This is a genomic window from Streptomyces cinnabarinus (assembly GCF_027270315.1).
GTDB lineage: Bacteria > Actinomycetota > Actinomycetes > Streptomycetales > Streptomycetaceae > Streptomyces > Streptomyces cinnabarinus.
This window is the reverse complement of sequence record NZ_CP114413.1, coordinates 5,689,805-5,703,041: the sequence shown is the minus strand read 5'-3', so window position 1 is coordinate 5,703,041 and position 13,237 is coordinate 5,689,805. Positions and strand designations below refer to the sequence as shown.

Genomic DNA, 13,237 nt, shown 5'->3' with positions numbered 1-13,237 from the left:
CTCAGTCCCCCTCCTCCACGACCGCCCCCGCGTGCCCGTCGACCTCGAAGGGGAAGGCGATCGTGCCGGGGAAGAGGACCGGGACGTCCAGATGGACGTCGGCCGTGACCAGGCCCCCGCTCTCGCCGCAGGTCACCTCGGCACCGCCCTCCCACGCGCCCGGCAGATGCTTCAGCCCCGCCTCCTGGCAGGCGCCCTGCCGGTCCTCGGCCGCCGTGCCCGCCCGCGCCGCCTCGTCCGCGGCGTTGGCGGCCAGCGTGAAGGTGTACCCGAGCAGCGCGCACTGCCACAGCAGCACCAGCGTCACCAGGATCAGCGGGGTCATGCCGAGGAACTCGATGGTGACCTGGCCCCGGTCGGCCCCGCGCCGGAAGAGGCCCGCGCGCCCACTCACCCTCGGCCCCGCGCGCCCCCTCATCCCCCACCGTCCTTCCGCCTGCGGAAGGACCCCCGGCCCGCCCGTCGGTCGACCTCCGCCGCCTTCACCAGGCCCAGTTCCCCGGCGAGCGCCCACAACGCCTGTTTCACCGTGCTCTTGGATTCCAGTTCGTGCAGGCGGCCCGCGTCCACCGCCCCCTGGAGTTCCTTGAAGTTGGCGGGGACCGCGGTGGCCGCCAGCGCCGTGCCGGTGATCTTCTGGATCAGCGGGGGCTGGATCTCGGTGCCGCGGGTGTGGCGGTTGACGACGACCGTGGTCTCCTCGGCCTTGCGGATCTGGAGCCGGTCCCACATGCGGACGACGCGCTTGGCACCCCGGACGGCGACCACGTCCGGGGTGGTCACCAGCAGCGCCGTGTCGGCCATCTCCACGGTGGCCGCTCCGGCGCCGCTGAGCTGGGCGCCGCAGTCGACGATCACGACCTCGTAGCGGGAGCGCAGGGCGCTGACGATCTGGCGGGCGGCGCGGTCGGTGACCTCCTCGCCCCGCTCGCCCTCGCCGGGGGCGAGCAGCAGGGCGAGCCCGGTGTCGTGGCGGAAGACGGCGTCGGCCAGGACGCGCGGGGTGATGTCGGTGATGGCGGCGAGGTCGACGACGGAGCGGCGGAACTGCACGTCCAGGTAGGCCGCGAGGTCGCCGGTCTGGAGGTCCATGTCGAGCAGGGCGGTGGAACGGCCGGAGGCCTGGGCGGCCAGGGCCAGTTGGATGGACACCAGGGTCGTGCCGACGCCGCCCTTGGCGCCGCTCACCGTGACGACGGTGCCGCCGACGCCGGTGAACACCTCCAGGGCGCCGCCCAGATGCCGCCGTACGCCCGCCGACCAGGAGGCGACGGCCTGGACGCGGCTGGCGAGTTCCTCGTACGACAGGGGCAGCGCCACCAGGCCCCGGGCGCCGTAGTCCATGGCGGCCTGGAAGAGGCCGGGGGAGGCGTCGGAGGTGACGAGGATGACGCCCACCGCCGGGAAGCGTAGGGCGACTTCGCGGATCAGCTCCAGGGCCGGGACCGGGCCGATGCGCTCGTGCACGACCACGACCTCGGGCAGTTCGTCGACGGACTCGGCGGCCAGCCGGGCCAGGGTGTCGATGAGCTGGGTGGAGTCGGTCACGGGGGCGACCGGCTCGGCGTCCGGGAGCTGGGAGAGCAGGGTCGTTACCGACCGGACCGCGTCCGCGTCGCCGACCGCCGGGAGGATCCTCGTGGGCATGCGGGCCTCTCACTTGTCCTTCGCGAGTTCGTACGTCCGGTCCGACTCGGGGACCGTGGAGTCGCTGCCGGGCGCCACCAGCGCGAGCCGGACCCGCTGGGCGAACGACTCGGCGTAGGTGAGGCGCTGGGCGTCGAGGGTGGACAGTGCGAAGGTGATCGGGACGGCGTCGGTGGGCTGCCGGTCGCGGTCGTCGGCGTCGGGTTCCAGGGGGGTCAGCTCGCCCACGTCGAGGACCTTGGCGTTGGTCACGATGATCTTGGACTGGGCGGGGTCGCCCTCCCGGACGCCCTCGAAGGTGGCGTACACGTTCACGGTGGAGTTGGGCGTGATCTTGCCCGCCACGCCGGTCGCCGCGTCGATCATGATGGCGACCTCCTGCTGCCCGGGCTGGAGGGCGGGCTGGGCCACGACCATGTCGCTCTGGAGCAGGGAGCCCTTGCGCAGCGCGGTGACCGCGATCTTGCCCTCGATCTCCCGCAGATCGGTGACCGCGTTGTCGGACAGCCAGCGCTCCGGCATCGAGATCTTCTCGAACTGGGCCGCGGCCAGCGGCTTGTAGGGCTCCACGTTCGTCTTCAGCCGGTAGGCGGTGACCTCGGGACCGACCTTGGACTCGGCGTCGTTGATGACGGACAGCACGCCGGCGAAGGCGCCGAGGGCGCAGACGACCGACAGGATCAGGAGTATCACGCCGCGGCGCTGACGGGAGTTCATGAACCGTGCAACCTCATTGGGGGAATCGGTCGGGATCGGTCGGGTGCGGCTTGCGGGTCGGCCGGCCCTCGTGGACGGTCGGCCGACCCTCGCGGGCGTCCGTCAGCCCGCGCGGGTATCGGGGACGGGCGCGGGCGGGGTCGCGGAACAGAACACACAGCGGTCGCCGATGACGTCGATGCCGCACCAGTGGCAGGCGCTGCGGCGGACCGAGGTGACGAGCTGGTACAGCACTGACAGGTCGGAGAGGTGGGCGCAGAACTCGATCAGCCGGCCGGTCCCCCACCACCGCGCCGACTCGGCGGGCAGCGGGACCTCGCGCAGGCCCTGGACGTTCCAGGACTTGGCGAGGGTGTCGGTGACCCAGTCGGACTGGAGCTGGCCCCGGGCGACGAGCATCCGGGTGCCGAACTCCGGGCCGGTCAGGGCGGCTTCGGGGCCGATCCGCACGAGCTGGGGCTCGGGGTGGGCGAGGACGCCGAAGTGGCTGCCCGGGACCCAGGACTTGGCGTGCGACTTCAGGCCGACGGGGACGCGGTCGAGCTTGGCGACGGAGCCGAGGAGCGCCCCGGCGTGGATGTAGTGGGTGAGGAGTCGGCCCGCCGAGGCGAGCACGCCGGGGCCGAGGTCGCAGGAGGCGAGCTGGCGCAACTGGCGGGCCAGGACGGCGAGTCCGAGCGGGGGCAGTTCGGGGCGGAACAGGGCGATCCGGTCGCTCTCCAGCAGTGAGCGGAGGGTGTAGAGGCGACGCTCCACGGCGGGGTCGAGGGCCTGGGAGCAGACGACGACCAGATGGCCGTGGCTCTCGACGATCGCTTGCAGCGCGCTCAAGGAGCGGTCGAGGGGCTGGCGGTCCAGACCCTGGAGCACGATGGCGGGGACGGTGCGCTCGTCCTGTGGCGGCAGCGCCAGGTCGGCACTGGTCACGGCGATGGCAGTTGGCACGCGCGGCTCCCCACTCCCCACCCAGGACACACGGTCGACTTCACTGTGTGACTACCCGAGCACTGTATCCACGGGTCGATGACCGGAGAACAGCGTTTCTGTAGCTATGAAGGAACTGCCGTTTCACAAGTTGCGCCAAATCGGGGCAGGTTGAGCATCACGACGGTACCTCTTGACAATTAAATTGGTCTGGACCAACGTCTTTGGCATGTCCATAAGAAGCCGTACGACTCGTCTCTGGACGGGTGCCGTCACGTTGGCGCTCGCCCTCACCTTCGCCGGCACCGGCCAGGCGTCCGCCGCCGATGTCAACAACGCCAAGAACGCCGGTTTTGAGAACGGCCTGACCAACTGGACCTGTTCCGCCAACAGCGGTACGACCGTCTCGTCGCCCTCGCACGGAGGCTCAGCCGCGCTGAAGGCGACCCCGGCCGGTCAGGACAACGCCCGCTGCACCCAGGCCGTTGCGGTCCAGCCCAACTCGACGTACACACTCAGCGCCTGGGTCCAGGGCGGCTACACCTACCTGGGTGTGACCGGCACCGGCACGACGGACGTGTCGACCTGGACGCCCGACTCCAGCGGCTGGAAGCAGCTGACCACCACCTTCACCACCGGCTCGTCGACCCGCTCGGTGAACGTGTACACGCACGGCTGGTACGGACAGGCCGCCTACTACGCCGACGACCTCTCGGTGTTCGGCCCGGACGGCGGCGGTGGCGGTGACCCGGAGCCGACGATCCCGGGCGCGCCGAACGGCGTGACGGTGTCGGGGCGGTCCTCGTCGTCGATCTCGCTGGCCTGGAACACGGTCTCGGGCGCGACCGGCTACAACGTCTACCGGGACGGCACCAAGGTGACCGCGGTGAGCGGCACTTCGGCGACGGTGACCGGGCTCGCGGCCTCCACCTCGTACTCCTTCCAGGTCACGGCGACCAACTCGGCCGGTGAGTCGCCGAAGTCGGCGCCCGTGACCGGGACGACGACGCAGACCCCGACGGGTCCGGCGCTGCCGAAGCACGTGGTGACCGGGTACTGGCAGAACTTCAACAACGGCGCGGCGGTGCAGAAGCTGTCGGACGTGCAGGCGCAGTACGACATCATCGCCGTCGCCTTCGCCGACGCCACCGGGACCCCGGGCGCGGTGACCTTCAACCTGGACTCGGCCGGGCTCGGCGGCTACACCGTCGACCAGTTCAAGGCGGACGTCCGGGCGAAGCAGGCGGCCGGGAAGAAGGTCATCATCTCGGTCGGCGGTGAGAAGGGCACGGTGTCGGTGAACTCCGCCGCGTCGGCCACGAACTTCGCCAACTCGGTGTACGCGCTGATGCAGGAGTACGGCTTCGACGGCGTCGACATCGACCTGGAGAACGGGCTGAACGCGACGTACATGACGCAGGCCCTGCGGTCGCTGTCGGCGAAGGCGGGACCGTCGATGATCCTGACCATGGCGCCGCAGACCATCGACATGCAGTCGACGTCGAACTCCTACTTCCAGACCGCGCTGAACGTGAAGGACATCCTCACGGTCGTCAACATGCAGTACTACAACAGCGGTTCGATGCTGGGCTGTGACGGCAAGGTGTACAGCCAGGGCTCGGTGGACTTCCTCACCGCGCTCGCCTGCATCCAGCTGGAGGGCGGCCTCGCCCCGTCCCAGGTGGGCCTCGGTCTTCCTGCCTCCACCCGGGGCGCGGGCAGCGGGTATGTGTCGCCGTCCATCGTCAACAACGCCCTCGACTGTCTGGCCAAGGGCACCAACTGCGGTTCCTTCAAGCCGTCCAGGACCTATCCCGACCTGCGGGGCGCGATGACCTGGTCGACCAACTGGGACGCCACGGCGGGCAACGCCTGGTCGAACGCCGTGGGTCCGCACGTGCACGCGCTGCCGTAGCGGCGCCGGTCGTGGTCGGGGTTCGTCAGAAGAACTCCGACCACGGCTGGTCCCAGATCTGCTTCACGCACAGGACTAGGAACAGCAGGCCCGCGATGGCCAGCATGGTGTTGCTGAGCGCGCCGTTGCGCCACGGCGCCGGGGTGCGGGCGGAGTTCAGCAGCCAGAGCAGGGTGCCGGCCAGGAACGGCAGGAAGGCCGCGCCGAGGACGCCGTAGATGATGATCAGGCGGAAGGGCTCGTCCTGGAAGAGCAGGACGATCGGCGGGAAGGTCAGCCACAGCAGGTAGAGGCGGAAGGGCAGGCCGCGCTCGCGGCTGCCGGTGGCGATCTCCTCGCCGCGGACCGCCTCGCCGGCCGAGCGGTAGCGGGCCACGAAGTCCGCGAACATCAGGCTCACCCCGTGCCAGACGCCGATCAGCGAGGTGAACGAGGTGGCGAAGAAGCCGATCAGGAAGAACTTCGCGGTCGCCGAGCCGTACTCGGCCTCCAGGATGTCGCTGAGCTGGAGCAGGCCCTTGTCGCCGCTCGCGATGGCCACGTTCGCCGAGTGCAGCAGCTCCGCGCCGACGAACAGCATCGACACGACGAAGATGCCGGTGGTGACGTAGGCGACCCGGTTGTCCAGCCGCATCACCTTCATCCAGCCGGTGTTCGTCCAGCCCTTGGCGTTGACCCAGTAGCCGTACGCGGCCAGCGTGATGGTGCCGCCGACGCCGCCGATCAGGCCGAGGGTGTTGAGGACCGAGTCCTCCTCGTCGGGCAGGACCGGCAGCAGGCCCGCGAAGGCCTCGCCGAGGTTCGGGGTGACCCGGATCGCCAGGTAGACCGTCACCACGAACATGACGCCGACCAGGACCGTCATGACCTTCTCGAAGACGGCGTACTTGTTGAACCAGACGAAGACCAGGCCCACCAGACCGCAGGCGATCCCCCACCACTCCAGGTCCATCACATCGGGGAACAGCGCCTGGAGCGGCAGCGCGCTGGACGACATCGCCGCCGCGCCGTAGACGAAGCCCCAGATCACCACGTAGACGACGAAGAACCAGGTGGTCCAGCGGCCGAGGCTCGCCCAGCCGTCGAAGAGGGTGCGGCCGGTGGACAGATGCCAGCGGCCGGCCGCCTCGGCGAGGGAGATCTTCACCAGACAGCCGAGGACCGCGGCCCACAGCAGGGTGTACCCGAAGCTGCTTCCGGCGATCAGGGTGGCCACCAGGTCCCCGGCGCCGACGCCGGTCGCCGCGACAACGATGCCAGGGCCGATGTACTTCCAGCTGGACTTGCGAGGGGAGGAGTCGGGGGAGGAGTCGGTTCCGTCAACTTGCGTTGCCTGAGTGTTTTCCGAGCTGTCCGCCATGCAGATCAAGAAACCGCAGCGGGCCGGGACCGACAAGAGGGCGCGTCAGAGTTCGAACCAGACCGTCTTGCGCCGCCCGTCCTGGTGACAGCCCCATCTCCGGGCCAGCGCGTCCACCAGGAACATGCCCCGCCCGCTCTCCGAACTGCCCGCCTCCAGCACCTGCGGGGTGCGGCGCCCGGCGTCCTCCACCTCGCAGCGCAGCACGCCGCGCGCGGCGGACAGCGTCACCCGGAACCGGCTCGCCGAGTGCAGCAGCGCGTTCGTCGCCAGCTCACTGACCAGCAGCTCGGCCGTGTCCAGCAGCTCGTCCTGGCCCGCGAGCCCCCACCCCTCCAGCTGCCTGCGCACCTCCATGCGGGCCTCACGGACCGCCGAGGGGCGCGGGTCGTACTCCACGGTCAGATGACCGGCTCCGACGGGCGGTTGACGGAAGGATCCGTTCCGGAGTTGCAGCATGATGTCCATGGTGGCCTCGCCACGGACCCCGCACACGGGTAGATATACCTGCTTACCTACCTGCGTACGGTGCGCACTACCCGTATTGCAGACGTACGGTCGTCCCCTCGGCGTCGGCCCGGACGTCGACGTAGGCGCACACCTGCCGGGCGTACCACAGGCCCTGTCCCGGTTCCGGTTCGCCGGTGTCCGGCGGGACGAACCCGGCCAGCGGATCGGTGATCCGGCGCGTGCCGCGCAGTTCGCAGACGCACTCGGGGGCCCGGCCCCACAGCCGGACCCCGGTGACCGGGCCGAGCGCGGCCGCCGCCTCGGTCACGGCCAGCGCGAACAGCTCCGCGTCCGCCGCGCCGAGCCCCCGGCCGCCGCCCCAGGACCGTACGGCGTCGGCGTCCGGCCGGCCGAGCGAGCGCGCGTCCTCGGGCGCCGACGGCAGGGGTACGGCGTCCAGCTCGGCGGCGATCCGGACGGGGTCCTCGTACACGCCCGTGGCGGGGTGGGTGCGGCGGGCCTCGGCGATGACGGCGGGGCCCGCGGTGCGGGAGTCGTAGACGCACAGCGCGGTCGTGGCGAACGGGGCGAACAGGAGGTTGGCGAGGGCCTCGTAGCGGATCCACTCGGCGCTCTCCCGCGGCGAGCGTCCGGCCCGGCCGCTCCAGACGGGCTCCATCAGCAGATGGATACGGCCGCCGGGGCCGGCCTGCGCGGCGAGGTAACCGGCGGCCCGGGCCACGGCGTTGGCCGCGGAGCCGGTGTACCAGTCGGTGTGCGGCAGCAGCACCGCGCTCCGCGCCTCGGCTCCGAGGGCGTCCCGCAGCAGGGCCAGCTTGTCGGGGGCGGCGATCGCGACGGGCGGGGGTTCGGCGGGGGCGCCGAGGGCTTCGGCGAGGAAGGGGAGGGCAGCGGCCACGAACTCCTCGTCGGTGCCGAGCACGGCCAGGCGGTGGTCGAAGGCCCCCGGGGCGGAGGTGGGTTGGCTGATCACGCGATCCCCTGTCTGTGCCGGGTCCGATGGGTGGTCCGCTGGATGGGGCGATGGGGTGGGGCGGGTCAGCGCCGGGCCGTCACCCAGGCGGCGAGCTGGCTGCGATTGCTCAGCCCGAGCTTGCCGAGGATGCGCTCCACATGGCCCTCGGCCGTCCGCCGGGCGATGACCAGCCGCTCGGCGATCTGCTGGTTGGCGAGCCCTTGGGCGACGAGTTCGGCCACCTGGGACTCGCGAGGGGTGAGGCCGAAGTCCGGAGCGGCTCGTCGGCTGTCCTGGTCGGCTCGTCGGCGGGTCGTGATCTCGCGGGCGCGTTCGCCGGTGCCGGCCTGATGCCGGGTCCGGTCCCGGTGGCGACCACGGGTGGCCGACTCCTCGTCGGGCAGGGCACGAAGCCGGTCGAGGCCGTAGTGGCGGAGGGTGCCGAGGAGGCGGTAGCGGACGCCGCCCGCCGTCGCTTCCCTGATCAGTACCGACTTGTCCACCAGCCCGGCGACCGCCTCCAGGACCTCCTCGCTCCGCAGCCGTACCCCGTCCGCGCACACCGCCTCCGCCGTCTCCAGGTCGAAGCCTCCCGCGAGCACCGAGGCCCGGGCCCAGGTCAACCGCTCCTGTTCGGTGCAGAGTCGGTGGCTCCGGTCGACCGTCGCGCGCAGCGAGCCGAAGTGCCCGTCCGCGAGCCGGTCGAGGCCGACGTCCCGCAGCCGGCCCGCCGCGAGCTCGATGGCCAGCGGGAGTCCGTCCAGGCTCCGGCAGAGACGGGCCACGGCGGCCCGGTTGGCCTCCGTCAGCCGGAAGCCGGGCACGACGGCCGCCGCCCGGTCGGCGAAGAGGGCGAGCGCCGGATGGCGGTCCGCGTCGGACAGGTCGCCGTCGGGGTCGGGGACGGGCAGCGGCCGTAGCTCCAGGAGGTGTTCGCCCGTCAGGCCCAGGCGGTGCCGGCTGGTCGCCAGGATCCGGGCGTTCGGGGTGCCGTGCAACAGGGCCGCGGTCAGTTCCGCGCAGGCGGTCAGCAGGTGCTCGCAGTTGTCGATCACCAGGAGCAGGCGGCGCTCCCCCACCCGCTCCGCGAGCGCGTCCAGCGGGGGCCGGCCGACGCGGTCGGGCGGACCGAGCGCGGCGGCGGCGGCGAGCGGGACCAGGGCCGGGTCGTCGAGCCCGGCCAGGTCCACGAAGCGGATGCCGTCCGGGAACGTGCGGTGGACCCGGTCCGCGAGGCGCAGGGCGAGCCGGGTCTTGCCGACCCCGCCGGGACCGGTCAGCGTGACCAGCCGCGATCCCGCCAACAGCTGGCGCCCGCCGAGCAGTTCGGCGCGACGGCCCACGAAGCCGGCCGGCTCGGCCGAGGGGCGCTCGTCCCGTCGTGGCGCTGATCCGCCCATGACCAGCCAGTCCAGTCCTGTGGGGATGTGGTCCGAGGAGCGGGCCGGAGTATCGGGCTCCTCTTGTCCGCGGACCCTCACTGTCCCCCGCCCCGCCCGGACACGCACCCGAATCTCACACCCCCGGGTGCAACTTCGCCCGCACCCATGCCACTTGACCCGTGCGCGCGTACACTGCGCGGCCCTCGCCCCCAGGAGCGGTTCGCGCCATCGCGGCCCATTTCGCTCTTGACCTGGTCATGCCACGCGCGGACGATGAGCGCCACCCGCACCAGCACGTCGCTGAACCACCCCCCGCTCCACTCCCCACTTCCGGAGATCCCGGAATTCCTGGAGAACCAAGGAGAATTCATGCGACTTCGCATCCGAGGCTCGGGCGCCCGCAGCGGCAGACGAACCGCCGCGCTCGCCACCCTCCTCGCCCTGGCCCTCGCGGCACCCCTTTCCGCGAACGTCACGGCGAACGCCGACAGCGGCACCCGCGCGGCGCCCTCCGCCGACGACATCCGCCAGTACGAGGTCCACACCCACTCCACCGCCAAGGACCGCACCGCGATCCAGCGGACCGGCGTGAGCGTGGACGAGGTCGACAGCCACGGGCTCGTGGTCTCCGGCCGCGCCGCCCAGATCCGCAAGCTGCGCGGACTCGGCTACGAGGTCACGCCGTTGGCCGCCGTACCCGACCGGTCGAACGGGGCGGACGACATCCGGCTGTTCGACTTCCCGTCGGCGGACTCGCGCTATCACAACTACGCGGAGATGACGAGCGAGATCAACTCGATCGTCTCGGCCAACCCGAGCATCGCCAGCACCCGGGTGATCGGCACGTCGTACCAGGGCCGGAACATCACCGCCATCAAGATCAGCGACAACGTCGGCACCGACGAGGCCGAGCCCGAGGTGCTGTTCACCCACCACCAGCACGCCCGTGAGCACCTCACCGTCGAGATGGCGCTGTACCTGCTGCGCGAGCTGACCTCCGACTACGGCACCGACTCCCGGGTCACCGGCATGGTGAACAACCGCGAGATCTGGATCATCCCGGACCTCAACCCGGACGGCGGCGAGTACGACATCGCGACCGGTTCGTACCGCTCCTGGCGCAAGAACCGGCAGCCCAACTCCGGTTCCTCGTACGTCGGTACCGACCTCAACCGCAACTGGAACTACCGCTGGGGCTGCTGCGGCGGCTCCTCCGGCTCCACGTCCTCGGAGACCTACCGGGGTACGGCGGCCGAGTCCGCGCCCGAGGTGCGGGTGGTCGCGAACTTCGTGCGCAGCCGGGTCGTCGGCGGGAAGCAGCAGATCAAGGCCGGGATCGACTTCCACACCTACAGCGAACTGGTGCTGTGGCCCTTCGGGTACACCTACTCCGACACCACGACCGGCATGACGGCCGACGACCGCAACGCCTTCGCCACCGTGGGCGGGAAGATGGCCGCCAGCAACGGCTACACCCCCGAGCAGGCCAGTGACCTGTACATCACCGACGGGTCGATCGACGACTACCTCTGGGGCTCCCAGAAGATCTTCGGGTACACCTTCGAGATGTACCCGCGCTCCGGCGGTGGCGGCTTCTACCCGCCCGACGAGGTGATCGAGCGGGAGACGTCCCGGAACCGGGACGCCGTCCTGCAACTGCTGGAGAACGCGGACTGTATGTACCGGTCGATCGGGAAGGAAGCCCAGTACTGCTAGCCCGGTGCTCCGTTACTCCGACTCCTCGAAGTAGGCGTCCAGCACCTCGTCGAGCTGTGACTCCCACTCGCTGAAGCGGCTCCTGGCCGCCGCCTCGATCTCGATCGGGTACCAGCGGCGGTCAGGAGTGTGCACGGTGATGGTGAACCGCTTGCCGAAGCGCGCGGTCTCCGTCTCCACGGCGCCGATCTCGTCCCAGCGGAACTCGCACTCCTGGTCGTCCAGGGTGAGCCGGACCCCGCGGCGGTCGGCGACGATCCGCGCGCGGCGGTCGGCGGCCTCGAAGACCGGCCCGTCGGCGTCCGCTTCTTCGGAGTCCTCCTGTTCGGAGTCCTCCTCGGCGCCCTTCTCTTCGGCGTCCGTCTTCTCGGCGTCCGTCTCCTCCGAGTCCTCGACCTCGGGGGTCTCCTGCTCGGCCTCGGCCTCGACTTCGCCCTGGCCCTCGGCCTCTTCTCCGGCCTCGGACTCGGGCTCCGCCTCCTTGGACCGGGGCGAGGTGAGCCCGGGGACGAAGGCCGGGTCGGATCCGGCGCCCTCCAGGGGCTGGCTGCTCGAACCTATGCGCTGCTCCACAGCGGGCAGTATGGTCGACGATCCTGTGCCGCACACAGCCAGCCCCTGCATCGTTATACGAAGATGCTCAACGCGGCGGCCACCACGAACCCGACGACGGACAGCACCGTCTCCAGCACGGTCCAGGTCCTGAGGGTGTCCCGCTCGCTGATGCCGAAGTACTTGGCGACCATCCAGAAGCCTCCGTCGTTGACGTGCGAGGCGAAGATGGAACCGGCCGAGATCGCCATGATGACCAGGGCGGTGAAGGCCTGGGAGTGGTCGCCCCCGGCGAGCAGCGGCGCCACGATGCCGGCCGTGGTGACGATGGCGACCGTCGCCGAGCCCTGCGCCACCCGCAGCACGACGGAGATCAGATAGGACAGCGCGATCACCGGCAGGCCCACGTCGTTGAAGGTGTCCGACAGCGCCTGCGCCACCCCGCTCGCCTTCAGCACGGCGCCGAAGACCCCGCCCGCGCCGACCACCAGCAGGATGTTGCCGACCGGCTTGAGGGAGGAAGTGGACACCGTCTCCAGGGACTTGCGGGACCAGCCGCGCCGGATGCCGAGGACGTAGTAGGCGAGCAGCAGTGCGATCGTCAGGGCGACGAAGGGGTGGCCGAAGAACTCGATGACCGAGCGCGGGGTGGAGGGGTCCAGCGCGATCGAGGAGAACGTGGCGGCGAGGATCAGGATCAGGGGCGTACCGATGATGGCGAGCACCGTGCCGAGGGCGACGGGCTGTTCCCGCGGTTCCCCGTGCCCACCCCCGGCCGCACGCTGTTCGTCGAGGACGGCGCGCTTGGCCTCCTCGGCCGCCTCGACCATGTCCTGCGGTACGGCGACGAAGATCCGGCGGCCGATCCAGGCGGCGAACACCCAGGCGGCGAGCACGGCGGGGATGCCGCAGACCACGCCCATGAGGATGACCCAGCCGAGGTCCACGTCCAGCAGTCCGGCCGCGGCCACCGGGCCGGGGTGCGGGGGCAGGAAGGCGTGGGTCATCGACAGGCCCGCGAGCAGGGGCAGGCAGTAGAGCAGGATCGACTTGCCGGAGCGCTTGGCGGCGGCGTAGACGATCGGGGCGAGGACGAAGATGCCGACGTCGAAGAAGACCGGGACGCCGAAGACGACTCCGGTGACGCCCATGGCGAGCGGGGCGCGCTTCTCGCCGAACATCCCGAGCAGCCGGGACGCCAACACCTCGGCGCCGCCGCTGACTTCGAGGATCGCGCCGAGCATGGTGCCGAGGCCGATGATGATCGCGACATGGCCGAGGATGCCGCCCATGCCGGTCTCGATGGTGGAGACGGCGTCGGAACGCTGGACGGTGCCGAAGAGTTCGGTGACCGACAGACCGGCGAGCAGGCCGACGGCTATGGAGACGGCGAGCAGGGCGACGAACGGCTGGAGTCGCACCTTGATGATCAGGAACAGCAGCAGAGCGATACCGATGGCGGCGACGGTCAGCAGACCGGCGGTGCCGTCGAGGAGGAGGAGCAGTCCGCCGGTGTGCGGGGGTGGAGTCATGGGGGGCCTCTTGCTGAGTGCATGCAGCTTTCGGGCAGGGGGGATCGCGGCATGGCCCGGCGAGAG

General features: G+C 70.9%; 12 protein-coding genes. 2 read left to right on the top strand and 10 right to left on the bottom strand.

Annotation, left to right across the window (positions count from 1 at the left end; genetic code table 11):
- Window position 1: 1 nt before the first annotated feature.
- The 4 genes from STRCI_RS25910 to STRCI_RS25895 all read right to left on the bottom strand — a co-directional run bounded on the left by STRCI_RS25910 (window position 2) and on the right by STRCI_RS25895 (window position 3,309).
- Window positions 2-418, bottom strand: coding sequence for a TadE/TadG family type IV pilus assembly protein (locus tag STRCI_RS25910; protein WP_269661363.1), 417 nt, complete (start codon window positions 416-418; stop codon window positions 2-4).
- Window positions 415-1,647 (bottom strand): CpaE/TadZ family protein, encoded by a 1,233-nt coding sequence (locus STRCI_RS25905; RefSeq protein ID WP_269661362.1) that lies wholly within the window; start codon window positions 1,645-1,647, stop codon window positions 415-417. Before STRCI_RS25905 ends, STRCI_RS25910 begins: the two co-directional genes overlap by 4 nt.
- Window positions 1,648-1,656: 9 nt before the next feature.
- Window positions 1,657-2,364: a Flp pilus assembly protein CpaB gene (cpaB, locus tag STRCI_RS25900; RefSeq protein ID WP_269661361.1), complete on the bottom strand. Its 708-nt coding sequence runs from the start codon at window positions 2,362-2,364 to the stop codon at window positions 1,657-1,659.
- A 102-nt stretch (window positions 2,365-2,466) separates the two neighbouring features.
- Window positions 2,467-3,309 (bottom strand): hypothetical protein, encoded by an 843-nt coding sequence (locus STRCI_RS25895; RefSeq protein WP_269661360.1) that lies wholly within the window; start codon window positions 3,307-3,309, stop codon window positions 2,467-2,469.
- 208 nt (window positions 3,310-3,517) lie between these two features.
- Between STRCI_RS25895 and STRCI_RS25890 the strand changes: the two genes are divergently transcribed.
- Window positions 3,518-5,203 carry a chitinase gene (locus tag STRCI_RS25890; protein ID WP_269661359.1) on the top strand — a complete coding sequence of 562 codons (1,686 nt, stop codon included), beginning with the start codon at window positions 3,518-3,520 and terminating at the stop codon, window positions 5,201-5,203.
- A 25-nt stretch (window positions 5,204-5,228) separates the two neighbouring features.
- On the opposite strand, the gene STRCI_RS25885 is transcribed toward STRCI_RS25890, so the two are convergent.
- The 4 genes from STRCI_RS25885 to STRCI_RS25870 form a co-directional block, all read right to left on the bottom strand.
- Entirely contained in the window at window positions 5,229-6,563 is a 1,335-nt protein-coding gene (locus STRCI_RS25885) for an Nramp family divalent metal transporter (protein ID WP_269661358.1), read from the bottom strand.
- A gap of 45 nt (window positions 6,564-6,608) precedes the next feature.
- The gene (locus tag STRCI_RS25880; RefSeq protein ID WP_269661357.1) at window positions 6,609-7,022 is read right to left on the bottom strand and encodes an ATP-binding protein; all 414 of its coding nucleotides are present in this window, start codon (window positions 7,020-7,022) and stop codon (window positions 6,609-6,611) included.
- Window positions 7,023-7,098: 76 nt separating this feature from the next.
- Window positions 7,099-8,007 (bottom strand): MEDS domain-containing protein, encoded by a 909-nt coding sequence (locus tag STRCI_RS25875; RefSeq protein WP_269661356.1) that lies wholly within the window; start codon window positions 8,005-8,007, stop codon window positions 7,099-7,101.
- 65 nt (window positions 8,008-8,072) lie between these two features.
- The gene (locus STRCI_RS25870; protein WP_269661355.1) at window positions 8,073-9,389 is read right to left on the bottom strand and encodes a LuxR C-terminal-related transcriptional regulator; all 1,317 of its coding nucleotides are present in this window, start codon (window positions 9,387-9,389) and stop codon (window positions 8,073-8,075) included.
- A gap of 351 nt (window positions 9,390-9,740) precedes the next feature.
- On the opposite strand from STRCI_RS25870, the gene STRCI_RS25865 reads away from it, so the two are divergent.
- Entirely contained in the window at window positions 9,741-11,087 is a 1,347-nt protein-coding gene (locus STRCI_RS25865) for a M14 family metallopeptidase (RefSeq protein WP_269661354.1), read from the top strand.
- Between the two features lie 12 nt (window positions 11,088-11,099).
- Here the strand turns inward: STRCI_RS25865 and STRCI_RS25860 are convergent, their stop codons facing one another.
- A complete protein-coding gene (locus STRCI_RS25860) occupies window positions 11,100-11,660 on the bottom strand; it encodes a hypothetical protein (RefSeq protein WP_418953373.1) in 561 nt (186 codons plus the stop codon).
- A gap of 53 nt (window positions 11,661-11,713) precedes the next feature.
- Window positions 11,714-13,171 (bottom strand): GntP family permease, encoded by a 1,458-nt coding sequence (locus STRCI_RS25855; RefSeq protein ID WP_269661352.1) that lies wholly within the window; start codon window positions 13,169-13,171, stop codon window positions 11,714-11,716.
- Window positions 13,172-13,237 lie beyond the last annotated feature (66 nt).